At 40.8% G+C, this 16,427-nt stretch carries 11 protein-coding genes; 2 read left to right on the plus strand and 9 right to left on the minus strand.

Annotation, left to right across the window (positions count from 1 at the left end):
* Positions 1-25 precede the first annotated feature (25 nt).
* The 3 genes from WDJ61_RS16500 to bla form a co-directional block, all read right to left on the minus strand.
* On the minus strand, positions 26-2,032 hold the full coding sequence (locus WDJ61_RS16500; RefSeq protein ID WP_338751685.1) for a penicillin-binding transpeptidase domain-containing protein: 2,007 nt from the start codon (positions 2,030-2,032) through the stop codon (positions 26-28).
* Positions 2,033-2,095: 63 nt separating this feature from the next.
* Positions 2,096-3,052, minus strand: coding sequence for a multidrug resistance efflux transporter family protein (locus WDJ61_RS16505; RefSeq protein ID WP_338751687.1), 957 nt, complete (start codon positions 3,050-3,052; stop codon positions 2,096-2,098).
* A gap of 520 nt (positions 3,053-3,572) precedes the next feature.
* Positions 3,573-4,520 carry a class A beta-lactamase gene (gene bla, locus WDJ61_RS16510; protein ID WP_338751689.1) on the minus strand — a complete coding sequence of 316 codons (948 nt, stop codon included), beginning with the start codon at positions 4,518-4,520 and terminating at the stop codon, positions 3,573-3,575.
* A 236-nt stretch (positions 4,521-4,756) separates the two neighbouring features.
* On the opposite strand from bla, the gene WDJ61_RS16515 reads away from it, so the two are divergent.
* Both WDJ61_RS16515 and blaI read left to right on the plus strand, forming a co-directional pair.
* The gene (locus WDJ61_RS16515) at positions 4,757-6,529 is read left to right on the plus strand and encodes a BlaR1 family beta-lactam sensor/signal transducer (protein ID WP_338754824.1); all 1,773 of its coding nucleotides are present in this window, start codon (positions 4,757-4,759) and stop codon (positions 6,527-6,529) included.
* A 20-nt stretch (positions 6,530-6,549) separates the two neighbouring features.
* A complete protein-coding gene (blaI, locus tag WDJ61_RS16520; protein WP_338751691.1) occupies positions 6,550-6,933 on the plus strand; it encodes a penicillinase repressor BlaI in 384 nt (127 codons plus the stop codon).
* 483 nt (positions 6,934-7,416) lie between these two features.
* Here the strand turns inward: blaI and WDJ61_RS16525 are convergent, their stop codons facing one another.
* From WDJ61_RS16525 to WDJ61_RS16550, 6 genes are all read right to left on the minus strand, one after another.
* Positions 7,417-7,794 carry an SET domain-containing protein gene (locus WDJ61_RS16525; protein ID WP_338751693.1) on the minus strand — a complete coding sequence of 126 codons (378 nt, stop codon included), beginning with the start codon at positions 7,792-7,794 and terminating at the stop codon, positions 7,417-7,419.
* Positions 7,795-8,102: 308 nt separating this feature from the next.
* Positions 8,103-10,064 carry a hydantoinase B/oxoprolinase family protein gene (locus WDJ61_RS16530; protein ID WP_338751695.1) on the minus strand — a complete coding sequence of 654 codons (1,962 nt, stop codon included), beginning with the start codon at positions 10,062-10,064 and terminating at the stop codon, positions 8,103-8,105.
* Between the two features lie 25 nt (positions 10,065-10,089).
* Entirely contained in the window at positions 10,090-12,177 is a 2,088-nt protein-coding gene (locus tag WDJ61_RS16535; protein WP_338751698.1) for a hydantoinase/oxoprolinase family protein, read from the minus strand.
* A gap of 147 nt (positions 12,178-12,324) precedes the next feature.
* Positions 12,325-13,308 (minus strand): biotin-dependent carboxyltransferase family protein, encoded by a 984-nt coding sequence (locus WDJ61_RS16540; protein ID WP_338751700.1) that lies wholly within the window; start codon positions 13,306-13,308, stop codon positions 12,325-12,327.
* Positions 13,309-14,193, minus strand: a complete 885-nt coding sequence (locus WDJ61_RS16545; RefSeq protein ID WP_338751702.1) for a 5-oxoprolinase subunit B family protein — start codon at positions 14,191-14,193, stop codon at positions 13,309-13,311. It lies immediately after the preceding gene.
* A gap of 13 nt (positions 14,194-14,206) precedes the next feature.
* Positions 14,207-16,234, minus strand: coding sequence for a sigma 54-interacting transcriptional regulator (locus WDJ61_RS16550; RefSeq protein ID WP_338751704.1), 2,028 nt, complete (start codon positions 16,232-16,234; stop codon positions 14,207-14,209).
* Between the last annotated feature and the right edge of the window lie 193 nt (positions 16,235-16,427).

A 16,427-nucleotide genomic window follows, 5' to 3' on the forward strand; every position in this document is an offset into this window, starting at 1 on the left:
TTTGCTGACGATGGTCTCTATGTTCTTACTGAGCAGCCTGTAAAAAGACATTTCGGCTCGCTTCTATTGCTAATTTACTTCCTCCCTGACCTTCTACACCTTCTACCATTAGCGCTAACATAAAGGCAGGGTTTTTCTGGTCATAAGCGACAAACAATCCATTTTCTTTCCCGCGAGTGCCCTGTTCTGTTTTTAATTCCGCTGTGCCTGTTTTTCCAGCTAATGCTAACCCTGGCACATCAGCTAATTTAGCGGTTCCCTTTTGAACAACGAGTCGCAAATCCTGTTGTAACATCTTGGCTTCCTCTGCTGTGAGCAATTCTTTTTTCCATTCTTCCGGCTTTGCTTGAGCGAGAAGCTGCGGCTTCATCATCGTTCCATCATTCACAATCGCGCCGTACATAGAAGCGAGATGTAGCATGCTTGTTAACACTTCTCCTTGTCCATAGCCTGTGTCACTTAGCAGTAGCTCTTTATTCAAATTTCCACTGTTAGAAATTTGCGATGTACGAATCGGATAGTCAAATGGAAGCTTTTCAGCAAAACCAAATGCTTTCATGCCATCGACCATTTTCTCTGGACCAATTTCAAGTGCTGTTTGAGCAAAGTAAATATTGTCCGAGTACATGAGTGCTTCTTGCAAGTTCACAGGCTGACCGATATCTTTGACCCGCGTGACGCGATAGCTGCCCCATGAAGAATCCTTCTGCCATTGTAGCCCTTTAATATCGCGTTCTTTCTTTGGATCGAGCGTTTTCGTCTGTAAACCGATAGCCGCTGTCAACGGTTTAATCGTAGACCCCGGTGAATAAGTAGCAGCAAATCGATTGAGCAGCGGTTTTTTCGGATCATTTTCTAACTCTTTATAGCGTTCGTTGCTCACACCAAGAACAAATTCATTTGGATCAAATGCTGGTGAACTTGTAAGCGTTAATACTTCGCCTGTTTTAGGATCGACAGCAGCAGCCGTACCTGGCATTCCTTTTAGCTGCTCATACACATTTTTTTGCAGTTCCGCATCAATGGCTACTTTTACATCTTTTCCATTTTGAGCAGGCGTTTCAGCTAACGTCACCGGTTCTGCTTTTGCTTTTTCAATATAGATTCGATGGCCATTTTTTTCCTTCAGTTCATCTTCTAACAATTGCTCAAGCCCGCGTTTTCCGATTTGGTCATGCTGAGAATAACCTTTGTCTTTTAACTTTTTCAGTTCTTCTCCATTAATAGGCCCTATGTATCCTGTTAAATGAGCTGTCGCTTCTTTGTATGGATATTCTCGCATTGAAATTTCCTCTACCGTCGTTCCCGGTAACCCTTCAAGCTTAGCCACTTTATCTTGCTCGCTATAAGCTAGTTTCTTCAACGGAACAAAGTAGCCTGGCTGTACCCAGCTTTGCTTTAACTGTTCGTCAATGAATTCTGGCTTGATTTGAAGCAGTTGAGCCACTTTCGCTTTCGCCTCAGCATTTTCATCTATTTCCCCAGCGATTAAGCCTGCCATATAACCGCGGCCATTGACGGCTAAAGAGTTGCCATTGCGGTCAAAAATCTGCCCACGCGTGCCCTTTAGCGTTTCAATGCGAATCTTATCGCCTTCGTCTAAGTCAGGGAAAATATAGCTCGTATCCCAGTCGATAAACCAGTTTTCTCCTTCTTCCGTTTCTTTGAGCTTTAAGACCGCATTCTTCTCAAACTTTATCGGTCCGGCCAATGTGTCCATTTCCACTTTGATTGGAATCTCCGCTCGTTTTTTCTCTCCCCAATCTTTCTCCTCTTTCGCAAGGGAGGTTACTTTTAAATTTTTCACCTCTAAATCTTTATAAATCGTTTGATAGCGCTCGCTAAAATCCTTCTCTTTCACTTTTTCTTTAACAGCAGGAGATACATAGTTTTTGTACATGCTACTAAACTTTTGTTGATTCCATAACTCTAAATATTCATCGAGACGTTCTTCCGGAGAAGGCGTTCGATTACAGGCGGCAAGACTGAACGTCAATAGTAGCAACCCGATCATCAGAATGTATTTCTTCATCTTTTCACCTCGGAGTTTTTTATAAACATACATCCAACTTATTCTTATTATAACAGGAAATAATTAGTTATTTACTACAAGTTTCTTCGCATGCGATACGTAGCTATGCAAGATCATTCCAAGGACAATAAACAGCATGCCCATCCAAGAAATAGCCGTTGGCAGCGGGGCTGATAAAAGAAGAACTTCCAAAACAACAGCAAACAGCACTTCAAAGGATTGGGTCGCTTCAACAGCCCCTAACTTTTGCATATTGTCTCGAACAAGATCTGTTGCTGCAAAAAATAGCACGGTTGCAAATACACCGGAAAAAAGGGCCACAAGCCCGGATTGCATCACTTGATTTTGACTTGGCCAACCAACTGTCATCGCTGCGTATGCAGACAAAAGCAGCCAAAATGGCAAGCTAGCAAGTGTCATTCCAAGCACCCGCTGATAGGCATCCAATCGATTTGCACACACTTCCATCATTTTTCGATTCCCAAGTGGATAAGCAAAAGATGCAATGATAATAGGCCATGTACATGAGATCACCGCTTGCCACGAAAGATTGCGGGCATGCTCCATCTGCATGGAAGCAACCCCCAACAAGATAATAAGTGACATCATAAGTCCACGAACCGGAATCGTTCCACGTTGTTTTTTCTTGCCAGTAGGCGTAGAAATGGTGACGAAAAACAGCGGGGCCAGCAAGGAACCAGAAATAATCGTCATTTGCCAAGTTCCTGCAATTAACCAACCCGGCCCATATGCTGCTGCAAAACATAATGGTGCATAGAAAAGACCAAAACCGACAATGCTCCACAATAACCAGCTTGAAGGATGCTTCTTCATTTCTTGAAAAAGAGGATTTAGTCCTTTTCTAGCGGCAACAACGATAAGCAACAGCGGCACCATAAAAATATAGCGCAAGGAGGCACTCCACATCCAATGACCTCCATCCACTTCCATTAATCGATTGAGCACAAACGTAAAAGCAAAGAAAAAAGCAGAAAGCACCCCTAACACGATCGGCCTCATCCAATCACCTCCATTCGATAGAATTGTACCGAATACAATATATCGAATATTTCAAATTTAATAAATAGCTCTGTTAAAGGGTAAAATCGATTTTTTATTTAAAGAAGAGGACTCCAATATTAGATTTCTCATTCGAACATTCTGAAATCCTAAGTCTACTGTTGGTTTGTAATAAAGTTTGATCAACAATCGCGCCCGATTGTTGAAGATATTAACTACTTTTTCTTGTTGAACTAACGCACCTTATAGTTTAAGTACATTATTTCACAATCTTTCTTAAGGAATAAAAAAAGCGACCTTCATCTTAAAAGGTCACTCATCGTTAGCTGACCATAAAAAATTGAATGTTGAAGCTAGGAACTGCCCTGTTAGCCAACCATGCTGCACTTCATAGCACCACAGATAATGAAAGACTTTCGTTCTTTCATGGGAGTTGAAGAAGGGTCACCATAACAATCGTTATAGGAATTAATCTACTAAAAAAGGCTACTTAACGTAACCTTTTTAGTACAATCATTTTCTATTTATTTTTGACTTTAAGAGCCTTAATTACTTCTTCTGTTGCCTCAGCAATAAGCTCGTCGTTATAATCAGCGTCTTTTTTATCACGACTTGAAAGTATAGCAAGAACAATAGGGTCCCCTTTTGATGGCCAAATGATCGCAATGTCATTTCGTGTACCATATGATCCTGCTCCAGTCTTATCAGCCACTACCCAATCTTTCGGCACTCCAGCACGAATTAACGCATCTCCAGTAGTATTTCCCTTCATCCAATCTATTAAAAGTTCACGTTTCTCAGTTGGAAGTGTATCTCCCAATGTAAAAGCCTGAAGACTAGTAGCAAGTGCTCTTGGTGTACTCGTATCATGAGTTTCACCAGGATTAACTTCATTTAAATCTGGCTCAAATCGCTCAGGGTTGGTAATATTATCTCCAATTTCCTCCAGTGCTTTTTTAAATCCATTCGGTCCCCCCAGTTGCTCAAGGATAAGGTTTCCAGCAGTATTGTCACTGTATCGAAGAGAAGCATCACAAAGCTCCTTAAGAGTCATCCCCGTATCAACATACTTTTCTGTAATCGGACTATAATTAACAAGCTCCTCACTTGTATAGGTAATTATTTGATTAAGGTCTTCTATTGATTTCTGTTGTAAAAGTGCTCCTACAGCTAGAGCCTTATGAGTAGATGTATAAGCAAAACGCTCATCTGGATGATAGGTTACTGTTTGGTTTGTACCGGTATCCAACGCAAAGACCCCAAGCCTCGCATCATATTCCTTCTCAAGTTGTTCAAATTTCTCCATTGTGGTTTCTTTTGCCATTATATTTTCTGACGTTTGGTTAGTTCCCCCTGTATGTTCTGTTTCTGGTTGTTGTACAACCTGTTTTTTCTCATCTGAGCAGCCTACAACCATAAGCGCCAAGCCTATCGGTACTAATATTTGATAAAACCCTCTTTTGTTCATGATGTAAAACCTCCTAATTATTTGATTAGACTCTTATGTACGAATTGAAAAAACAGCCTTATTCAAGAAGCTTCTGAAGATTACGTTTGTAGTCCGATTACATCTGTAGTACAGTATTACATATGTAATCAAATAAAGTCAACTTTTTATTTTTCACCATCAAGCTACTATAAATAAATATGCTATATACCTGTTTTTAAAAATTAAAAAATCCAAGAGAGTTGGTGTTGAAGGACATGTTTTTAACTCATTTTATAATTGGCCTATTGGTGTCTTCATTTTCCGTTACTGTTATTCTATTTATACGAAAATGGTTTGGAAGACAACTAACAGCAAAATGGCACTATCATTTGTGGATGTTTCTTTTTATCGCTTTAGCACTTCCATTCATACCTACTCATTTATATAATTTTAGTTCTCTCTTTAGCGGTGGGGATACATATCAGACTAATGTGCTCAGCCCTAATACGGAAATAGCTGGAACTAATATGCTGCAGGGCCTACATCTGATGCAAGACTTCTCTGTATCTGTCAATCGGACGGACCTGTCCTTACTTAATATGGGAGTGATGGGATTATGGATGTCAGGGGTGCTATTATTTACTTTTACTATGGTTCGTGGATGGATCACACTTAGAAGGATAAAGAATTATTCTTCTACGTTTTCCAATCAAGAAGTTCTCGCACTTTTCGAAGAATGCAAGAAAAGACTACAGATTAAAAAATCAATAAAGATTGTTATTTCGAAAAGAGTCCAATCTCCAATGATATTCGGACTTTTTCAAACATATATCGTCTTACCTTCTCAGCATGAAAACTGGCTTAGCTTGAAACATTACGAGTATATCTTTCTTCATGAACTGAATCACTATAAAAACAAGGATCTGCTGACAAATTACGTGATGTTGTTCTATCAAATCATTTATTGGTTTAATCCCCTTGTCTGGCTTGCCTTTAGAGAAATGAGATTAGATCGGGAAATCGCATGTGATACATCTGTTTTACATTTACTAGATGATAATTCATTTAGTGAATATGGAAATACAATCATAAATTTTGCAGATCCTTCGAAACGGTCAAGTAAGCTACAGTTAGTAACAAAAATAAACGGTTCGAAGCGTCAAATCAAAAAGCGAATTGAACAAATTTCTGCCTATAAGCCTGGCTCAAAGAAATCAATAAGAAAAAGCGTCTTTATTTATGTGTTGGCCAGTATCATTTTGACAGTCCAATTACCTGTCATTTCCGCATTTGCGACGGAGAACGACCGATACTATTTTAATAAGGACGGAACAGTTTATGAGGATTTACATCAATTCTTTAAAGGTTATGAAGGAAGCTTTGTTTTATATGATCATAGTGCACAACAATATCGCATTTATAATGAAGAGAAAAGTACGTTGCGGGTATCACCTGATTCCACATATAAAATCTATAGTGCCTTATTTGCACTAGAATCAAATGTGATATCACCCGAAGAATCCACCCTTTCATGGGATGGGACGGAGCAACCCTATGACGCTTGGAATATGGACCAGGATCTCTCATCTGCTTTACAAAAATCTGTAAACTGGTATTTCCAAGAGCTAGATCGTAAAACAGGATTTGAAACAATACAATCCAATCTACAAGACATAAAATATGGAAACTGCAATGCATCTGGGGGATTAGGTGAATTCTGGCACGAATCCTCATTAAAAATTTCTCCAGTCGAGCAAGTGCAACTGCTGCAAGCCTTTTATAACAATCAATTTGGATATGAGGGAATGAATATACAAGCTGTGAAGGAAGCACTACTCTTAGAAAAGAATGAAGAAGCTCGCCTATCAGGAAAAACAGGTACAGGAACAGTGAATGGAAAAAACATCAATGGTTGGTTTATCGGGTATGTAGAGACGAAGAACAATACTTATTTCTTTGCTACCAATATACAAAATGAAGATGATGCATCTGGAAGCAAGGCTGTAGAAATTACTTTATCAATTTTAAAAGATTGGGGAATCTATTAAAGAAAGTGGAGGAGATAAATATGGAGAAAAATATTCCTAGTATATCAGAATCAGAATGGGAAATCATGAACGTGCTTTGGGATAAAGCTCCTCAAACAGCGAATGACATCACACTTTCCTTACAGGAGAGTACTGATTGGAAACCGAAAACCATACGTACTCTTCTCGATCGATTAGTTCAAAAAGATGTAGTAGGCGTCAATAAAAATCTAAGAGTTTACACCTTTTACCCGCTCTATACACAGGAAGAGTGCCAACGTGCCGAAACCAAATCATTTATCAAGCGTATCTATGGAGGTACCCTGAAATCCATGCTTGCCCAATTCATTCAGGAAGATACCTTATCTGATGATGATATCAATGAACTACGCTTTATTTTAGATAAGAAACCTAAAAAGCAATAATATTTTAAAAAAGCGATTTGGAATTTTTCCAAATCGCTTTTTTCTCTGTAAATACTACGCTCGTTAGTCATAAGCTAAAAAACAAGTGTAGAGCTACATACGAAAGGAGCCATTAACTATGAAGGGTGTATTTATTCAACTAAACTGTCCGTTAGCTTAAGTACATTTCTTCACAATCTTCACGGTTCATTTAAAATGTTATTCACCAATCGTAGAAAACAAAAAATTACTTAACCATGAGAACCCTTGAAAGACAAGAAAAAGACGCTTTCTCTATAAAAGAATAGCGCCCTTTAATGGAATAACGAAAATAGAAACACGGATGCAAATTAGCTTATTTTCCTTCAACGAACGCCCCCTGTTAGTTTAAGTGAAAACATTAACAATGTTTAGAATCTCTTTCTAGAAAACAGGTCTAAGGATTATGAACAAGATAGGTATTTTCGATTAAAGGCAAAGTTCTGATTTATTTTACTACCCTTTTTAGTCCTGATTAAACCATAGTTGATCTTTGTCATCAACATCGCCGTTATAATTAATTAAAATCTCCTCTCCTGCTTTTATATCGGTGAAAGCATAGAAGTCAAATGTATGATTTCTAAAATTAATCTCATAAATTGCATTAGGTTCATAAGAATGGTTAAACAACATTCCATAACCAAGAAGGATCGCAGAATGATTTATCCCATACTCAAAAGCGTAATCAGCAAGTATCGTTTGCTCAATGTATTGATGCTGGTCGTTTGGATAAGAAATGACAGGTGCTTCATGTAAAAGCTCTCCTTTTTTGATATCACATGTAGCAAATACCCCTCTGTTGAACTCTCCATCACTTAGTGAAGATGTTTTTACTTCAATCATGTTGTTCGCCTACTCACTTTTAAAATATTTTTTCTAACTGTAACATTAATTTGAACATTAAGCTCTTTTTATTTAGTAAAAAGTCTCTCCAATATGTCTTTTGCTTGGTGTAATCTTATGCAGCCCGGGATTGCATTTGAAATCTATTAACGTTTTAGCGTCACTCTTATTTTGTGCTATATCCATTGTTAAAAATCCTAAGATTACAACCTTTATCACAGAACATTCATTCATAAATCACAACGATAGACAACCTAAAAAAAGCTGCTGGCAAAAAGAAATTCTTTTCACCAACAGCTTCTCTAGCATCACGCCCAATAAGCAACCGAACGTTTTTTCAGCATTTCACGATTTTGTTCTGTCGTTTTTCTTAACACTTCATTTGTTTCTTGGTCGATGATGATACCGTAACGACGAACAAGGTCAAGGAGATCTATCTCGCCTGTGTTAAATTTAGCTACAACGGCATCGACATCTTCATTCAACCAGTCTTTACGTGCGTTGCGAATGAACGCTCTTTCTTTTTGTGTCGCTTCTTCATCGATTTCAAACAGGTCGATGTCACGATCGATTTCACGGATCACAACACCATAATCCTTCTTCGCACGCTCGATCGACACATACTCGTCAATGACATCTTCCATAACCGCTTTCGGATCGCGTTCTAGTGGGTCACCTAGTCCGCCGCCACCAGCCGATGGTCTTGTAAATTGATCCCCTTGTTTCAATTTCACATTCGAGAAAATCGCCCCTAAGAAATGCTCCTCTTCTGTGTCTTTATTTAACCACGCGCCATGAGGAGTGGAAGGAAGTCCACCGAAGATGCCCCATGTAACAGAACGAGAGCGATCACAACAATATGACATGACCGTTTCATTTGCAGCTGTTAAAATACCACCTTTTTCAATTCCACAGCCGCCGCGGAATTTACCTGGCCCTGCTGAGTCTGTAACGATTTCATGTTTTGTCGTGATCACTGGAGATAAGCGTTCTTGCCCTTCACAAGGCTGAATGCTTAGTCCGACACCGAATACAGGAGATAAAGCATTCGCTCCATCCTTTGAGCTACGGCCTCCATGTCCACCAGCCATCCAGTCGTACCACATGAAATAGTTATCATAGCCTTCCCGTTGGTCCCATCCACCGATAAGTAAATATTCTAGATTGAAAGAGCAAGCAAGCGCGCGTTCCGGCATGACGTGAGACCAAAGTTCAAAGCAGGCGTTCATGATTTTCTCGTAAGCTCCAGAACAGAAACCCGTCACCGCCACTGGCCAGCCGGCATTAACAACTGAATTTTCAGGTAAATGAACGTGAACCGCTCGATAGAAGCCCGAGTTTAACGGAACGTCTGGGAAAAATGTCTTCGTCCCTGCATAAGCCGCCGATAAAGAAGCACCAAAGCCAGCGTTCAAGAAGCAACCGATGTAGCTATGCGATCCCGTTAAATCATAGAAAATCTCATCGCCTTTAATCGTCATTTTTACTTTAATAGGAATTAACCCTTCACCGACAGCTGGGTCCATATCGATGTAATCCGTTGTTTCCCATTCGCCATCAGGCAGTTCGGCTACTTTGACACGAGTTAACCGCTCGACGTAATCTTGCACCTCTCTAAATGCCGTTAAAATCGTATCGAGCCCGTATTTTTCAACAAGAGCAATTAATTGTCTTTCACCTGTTTTTGTCGCTTCTGCTTGTGAACGCAAATCTCCAAGACGTTCTTCTGGTACACGCATATTTGATACGAGCACATTGGCTACATCATGAAGATACTCGCCTTTACTCCAAATGCGGAGCGGTGGAATGCGTATTCCTTCACCATAATGGTCTTTCGAGTTCACATCAAATGAACCAGGAACTGATCCTCCCATATCCGCCCAGTGACCATTCAATTGCATAAAGGCAATCAGCTTATCTTCACAAAAAACAGGGCGAATGACGCGTGTATCACTGAAGTGCGTGCCTCCACGATATGGGTCATTGACGATAAAAACATCGCCAGGATGAATGTCATCTCCGAAATCTTCAATGACCGCTTTTGCCGTTAAATGGAGTGTTCCAACGTGTACAGAAATATCTTGTGTTCCTTGCATAACTGTATTTCCTTCAGCGTCACATAATGCGGCGCTGAAGTCACGGTTATAGATAACAAACGAATAACATGTTCTTAATACTTGCTCAGACATTTGGTCAACTAAGTTCACAAAACCATTTTTCAATACTTCAAATGTTACCGGATCTAGTTTACTTTCAAATACAGTACTCATTTCTCCACCCCTTCTAATGTTCGAATTAGTTTAATGTTGGCTGTTTTTTAGCTACTGCTTTTGTTTCCGTTCCGCTTTGCTTTTGATACGTCATGATCATATTACGGTACTCATCCACTTTGACTGTGAATTCAGGTGGGACAACGATTGTTGCATCCAGCTGATCAACAATTGCTGGTCCGCTAAACTCAGAAAGCACCGGAATTAAGCTACGATTATATACTTTTGTCTCTACGAAGCCACCTGCTTCTTCAAAGTACACTTCACGTGTTTCTTTTAATGCTTCTTCGATAGATCCTGTTGGTTCTTCTTTCGGGAATTCAGGTTTTTTCACGGTTCCGATCGCTTCGACACGCAAGCCATAAATTTCGATTCCTGTTTCTTTATCAGCAAAAGCAAACTCACGCTCATGCTCTTGATGGAAACGCTCAATCGCGTATTCAAGGGAAGTTAATGGACGGTCAACGGAGACAGAAAGCGTTCTCCACTGTCCAACATAACGCATATCAACATAACGGATCAGGTTCATGTTCTCTGGCGCGATTCCTTCTTCCTCAAGTAAGGCAATCGCTTCTTTTTCCATGCCAATAAATTCTTTCTCAAGATCATCTTTAGAAATCTCTGCTACATTGCTTAAGTATGTTTTTGTGACGTCATGACGAACGTCTACTAATAGACATCCCATTGCCGCGGCAACACCAGGGTGAGCTGGCACAATCACGTTCGGAATTTCCATTTCTTTCGCTAAATGCGCCCCATGTAGGGCACCAGCACCACCGAAAGCAACAAGTGCAAAGTCACGTGGATCATAGCCACGACGAACAGAAATTAAGCGCAACGCATCACACATATTGGCATTAGCTACTTTAATAACCGCATCAGCAGCTTCATATACATCATAGTCAAATTTGCTCGCTACTTTTTCTTCGATCACTTTTAAAGAAGCCTCGCGATCAATCGTCATTTGCCCATCTAATAGCTTCGTGCTCAAGCGTCCCAACACAAGATTGGCATCCGTATTTGTCGGCTCCTCTCCACCACGACCATAGCAAGCAGGTCCCGGAACCGCTCCCGCACTTTGCGGACCATTTCTTAATGAACCACCTTCATCGGTCCATGCTAAGCTTCCTCCACCGGCTCCAATTGTTAAAATTTCAATGCTTGGGAATCCAATTGGATAACCATATTCGATGTACCAATCTTTTGTAATACGCAAATCATTGTCATACATTAAGGAAATGTCAGTACTTGTTCCTCCCATGTCTAAGCCGATCGCATTTTTAAAGCCGCACATATTGGCAATATGCTTACTCGCAATTGCACCAGCCGCAATACCAGAGCTTGCTAGACGAGCGGCATAACGAGGCACAGTTTCAGATGTCATCACCCCTCCACCTGAGTGAAGAACGAGAATATCACCATCGTAACCAATATTTTTCATTTCTTTTTCCAACGTTTTAATATATTTTGAAATGGTTGGTCCAAGCACCGCGTTAACAATCGTTGTACTCATACGCTCATGCTCGAAAATTTCTGGTAAAGTTTCTGACGATGTACAAATGTACACATCCGGTAATTCCTCTTGGAAAATTTCCTTCGCCCGCTTTTCGTTTTCTCCATTGACATACGCATTCATAAAGCAAATCGCAATCGATTGAACGCTGCGTCTTTTTAATTTTTTCGCTAGTGTACGCACTTCTTGTTCGTCGATTTCCTGCATCATTTCTCCAGAATAATCAACACGCTCCGCTAGCTCAAATCGGTCACGACGCTTAATATATGGATCAGCGACATCATTATACGCATCCCATAAGTCTAGCTTTGTTCCACGACGAATTTCAGGTACATCGCGGAAGCCCTTCGTCGTCACTAAAGCCGCTTTTGGTAGCTTTCTTTCGATTAACGCATTTGTTCCCACTGTTGTTCCGTGGGAGAACATCGCAATTTGATCCCCTGTTAACTGTGCTTTAATGATCCCATCTAACATTCCTTTTTCCGGATTGGCTGGTGTAGAAGAGGTTTTCGTTACATAAATTTCTCCCGTTTCCTCATCAAACACAAACACATCCGTAAACGTACCCCCAACGTCAACCGCTACATGATATTTACTCACCTAATTCGCCTCCAATATTTTTTATTTCATTATTTATTGTTTAATTGTTGCATCCTATTTTCTAAGCAATTACCGCTTCCCCCTTTGTCCCAATCACCTCCTTAAAGTTTTTATTGCTGAATATTCAGAATTGATAAGTGGCAGCTACTAGACTTGCTGAACCGCCTCTTTCACTTTCTCTACTTTCTGCTCAATCTCCCGTCGCATTTGAAAGGCTTGGTCAATCGTCACTGCATGAAATCGCACTTTAGACTGAGGCCTTGCTTGAGCGAGCACATTTAAGTCTGGGCGGATGACCGTTCCAATCGTGACATAGCCTCCACCGCCTGTACCATCTGTCATCAAAATAATTAATTCTTCTTCGTTCGGAACAATGACTCCTCCAATTGGATAAGGAATATCAACGATATTGCCAAAGCTATTTCCAGATCCGAATGGCGGCTCTTCTTCTTTATAATTCACTCGACCGCCATGTAATCGATAAGCGACCCGATTGGATTCCGTCTGAATGACCCATTCTCGATTTAAAAGACCGACCAGTCCTTCGTCACTAACTCTGTCACAAGTAAGCCCCATCACAAGACGAATATCAAGCTCCTTAGAAAAAGAGGGAAGCGCTTCCACAGGCAATGTCTTCCCTACTTGCCGTATCGCTCCTGGCAACGGCTCGTTCAATGGAAGGAGGTCTCCTTTTAACAAGGGTCTTCCTAACACACCGGAAAATTCACTGGCGAGACAAACCGATCGACTTCCTAGCATTTCCGGCGTAGCGAGCCCTCCTGACACAGAAAGATAAGCAAAAACCCCTCCATGAATGGCACCGATAGAAAGAACATCTCCGGGCTGAACAAGAAACGGCTCCCATACCGGAATCAGTTCTTCATTCAAACGAACCTCCGCTGATGCCCCAGTAACAATAGCGACCGTTTTTTTCTTAAATTCCACAATGGCTCCTTTAATCATCATTTCTAGTGCCGCAAAATGACGAGGGTTTCCAAGCATGATATTTCCGAGTAAATAAGAATATTTATCTGCCGCTCCGGATGGCGGTACGCCCATATGATAATACCCAAACCGCCCCATATCTTGGATGGTCGTTCTAATGCCCGGCTCTACGATGCGCAACACCATTTAAAACCCCTCCATCATTTGCGAAATATAGGCCGCTCGTTTTTCATCATATTCCTCACCGGAAAATGGCACGTGCTTCACCTTATATTGATACGTATGCTTGTTGACCTCTTCACGAATATTGCGGTATTCTGCTTCACTAATCGGCCGATATTTCCATAAATCACCTGGCCTTGCTAGAAAGAACGATTCTTTAAACATCTCCAAGCTTTGTGTCGGATCATACACAGGGACAGCTGACAAACCAATTAACTGATAGCTTCCCGGTGATTGTGTAGGATAAACGACTGTGAACGCCCCACCGATACCTACTGCTTCCCTCGGTGTTTTTGCTCTCGGACTCATATATTTGGGTGCTTGAATGACTTGTTCATTTTCAATCCCTAGCGGAAACGTCCAAGCAGTACCTGGTTTGAAGCCAAGCGAAGTAACGAAATAAGGGTTGACTGAATGTGCTTCAATAAAGCTCTCCTTATCGGTGAACCCATTTATTTTCATCACAAAATCAAAGTTTGATTGCCCCGGTTCTTGATGGCGATGTTGATCCTTTTCGATCGCTTCCTTCGTGACGCTATCATCGTACCAAACAGGGATCTCGATTAAGCGACTGTCGAAGTTCAACTCAGAGCGCTTACTTTTTTCTCGATCGACCTCTTGCAAATAGGCAAGCAAATCATGAGGAGACACCTCGTTTGGATTGTAGCGAATTAAATAGGAGGCATTGGCTGGATAAATTTCGACAATGCCTGGAATTTGCCGCTTTCTCAGCTCATTCGTAATCGAAATGGCTTTAAAATTACTTTCAATTCTCATTTCCTTTGAAATCTCTGCGTAAATATATTCATCACCACAAAAGTCAAATCGTGTTTCAGGGAAGATTAGCATCTCCATCACTCCTTTACATTGATGTCTTTTTCATTCGGCGGCTAATGGTCGAGGCACTGACTCCAAGCACACTAGCTGCTTTGGCAGCGGTACCATATTTTCCAACAGCTAGCTGAATGAGCTGATGCTCCATCTCCTCCACTGCTTCCTTTAATGGTATAATGCCTTTCACCGTAATATGACCAGCCTCTTCTCCATCGGTATCCCAAATGGCTCGAAAGACATCATTTCCAGAAATCTCTTCTTTTTTGGAAGTGACCACTAATCGTTCCATGACATTTTGTAGCTCTCGTATATTTCCTGGCCATTGATAGCTCTCTAATAAATGAAGCCCTTCTCTAGAAAGCTTCTTTTCTTTTTGATAAGTAGCATTGAACTCTTTTAAGAAATAAAGCGATAATGGAGCGATATCGTCTTTCCGCTTTCGCAATGGCGGAATCGCTAATGGGACGACATGCAACCGGTAAAAAAGATCTTCCCGGAAGGTTTGTTCTTGCACCATCTTTTTTAAATTTCGGTTTGTCGCAGCCAGTACGCGAACGTTAACAGGAATTGGCGTGAGTCCCCCAATCCTCACCACTTCACGCTCTTGAAGTACACGCAATAATTTCACCTGCATATGAAGGGGAATTTCAGAAATCTCATCAAGAAAAATCGTGCCTCCGTGAGCAGCTTCAAACAATCCTTTCTTTTGATCATTAGCGCTTGTAAATGATCCCTTTTCATGCCCAAATAATTCACTTTCTAATAGATTTTCAGGAATGGCTCCACAATTGATGGTGACAAATGGCTGCGTCGACCGATCACTATACGCATGAATATGGCTGGCGATCACTTCTTTTCCAACGCCAGATTCTCCTGTAATAATCACGGTTGAATCGACTGCTGCTACTTGCTTCATTTCTTCGACTAACTGCGTCATCACCATTGAACGATACACCATTTTTTTATGCACGACTGGTGGATGATCTTCTCCTAAGAACCTACGTTCAACGGGTTCATCCGCTGTCACATCTTGAGAAAGAACAATAATTTTCTGGAGTGCTCCTTTTTTATACACAGGCGTAGCCGTCGATAGAATCTTGCTGTTGTAACGATTATGCTGGGCTAAGCTGACTCGCTGTTTTTCCTCAACACAGAAGTCGACAATATTTGGTTCTAATCGTCCTTGCTGTGCAAGGTCATTGACGTTTTGCCCAATTAAACTCTCTTTAGAAAGCCCTTTCCAGAAACTTTGTAAAAAAGCCCCCGCCACACTCATAATCACACCTGATGGCTCAATCACCATAATTTGCTCATTCGATGCCGCATAAATGGCCTGCAATTCTTCACTAAGCTCCCGAACAAATTGCAGTTCGCTCACAGCTTCCTCTAATAGCTGTTGTAAATAAAAAACATGCACCAACCCTTGAATACGACCTTCATGATAAATAGGAGAAAAATGTCCCATGATCTTTTTGAAATTAAAGGAACATTCAACGCCAAACTTTCTCTCTCCAGCTAAAATTTCGTCTAAATTCTCTTCCGTCGCAACCATCGTTTTATAATTACGGCTGACGAGAATGGAACGAGACAGCCCTAAAATTTGCTCCGCCGTTTCATTCATGAAATTGACTTCAAATTTTTCATTCGTCGTAACAATCCCTATTTCTGCACTATCCATACTATGGTTTAAAAGCGCTAGCTGCAGTTGACTCACTGTTCGTTTCGCTTCATCGACCGTCACATAACCAACGATTTCGTCTTGTGCATTCACTCCAACAACCAAATGACAATTATGCCAAAATTCAACCCAGCTCGTTTCGCGAACGAACAATACATCTTTTTCAAACTGGATCGGCTCATCGAAAGAAGAAGCGTGTTCAAGCTGCCGAAATAATGTTGAGGGTGTGACATACCCAACGAGCTCCTTGCCTCCATGAAAAACAAATGCAATGTCACCATGTTCTTCGTTAAATAAGCGAATCGCTTCTTGCACCTTTGTTTCCTTTTCAATCCTTAGAGGAAGAGGCTTTAACACCTCTTTCCATTTCCATCTCATCTTGGCCATCCCTCCGATCTACACTTTCACAACGAGGGAATATCCTATTAACGCAGTGAATACGTTTACATTTGTCTTAATAAAAGCAAATATCATGCCAAAACCAAAAAACCGAATGAAAAATATAAAAATTCAGAAAATAAATGCTATTCATTCACTATTTAGATAGGAATCCCGTCTTGTTGCTCTATAT

Source organism: Bacillus sp. FJAT-52991, from assembly GCF_037201805.1.
Lineage (GTDB): Bacteria > Bacillota > Bacilli > Bacillales > Domibacillaceae > Bacillus_CE > Bacillus_CE kandeliae.

Bases quoted from the DNA above. Each gene is read 5' to 3' on its own strand.
- WDJ61_RS16500 (WP_338751685.1), bottom strand. From the start codon at position 2,032: ATGAAGAAATACATTCTGATGATCGGGTTGCTACTATTGACGTTCAGT.
- WDJ61_RS16505 (WP_338751687.1), bottom strand. From the start codon at position 3,052: ATGAGGCCGATCGTGTTAGGGGTGCTTTCTGCTTTTTTCTTTGCTTTT.
- bla (WP_338751689.1), bottom strand. From the start codon at position 4,520: ATGAACAAAAGAGGGTTTTATCAAATATTAGTACCGATAGGCTTGGCG.
- WDJ61_RS16515 (WP_338754824.1), top strand. From the start codon at position 4,757: ATGTTTTTAACTCATTTTATAATTGGCCTATTGGTGTCTTCATTTTCC.
- blaI (WP_338751691.1), top strand. From the start codon at position 6,550: ATGGAGAAAAATATTCCTAGTATATCAGAATCAGAATGGGAAATCATG.
- WDJ61_RS16525 (WP_338751693.1), bottom strand. From the start codon at position 7,794: ATGATTGAAGTAAAAACATCTTCACTAAGTGATGGAGAGTTCAACAGA.
- WDJ61_RS16530 (WP_338751695.1), bottom strand. From the start codon at position 10,064: ATGAGTACTGTATTTGAAAGTAAACTAGATCCGGTAACATTTGAAGTA.
- WDJ61_RS16540 (WP_338751700.1), bottom strand. From the start codon at position 13,308: ATGGTGTTGCGCATCGTAGAGCCGGGCATTAGAACGACCATCCAAGAT.
- WDJ61_RS16545 (WP_338751702.1), bottom strand. From the start codon at position 14,193: ATGCTAATCTTCCCTGAAACACGATTTGACTTTTGTGGTGATGAATAT.
- WDJ61_RS16550 (WP_338751704.1), bottom strand. From the start codon at position 16,234: ATGAGATGGAAATGGAAAGAGGTGTTAAAGCCTCTTCCTCTAAGGATT.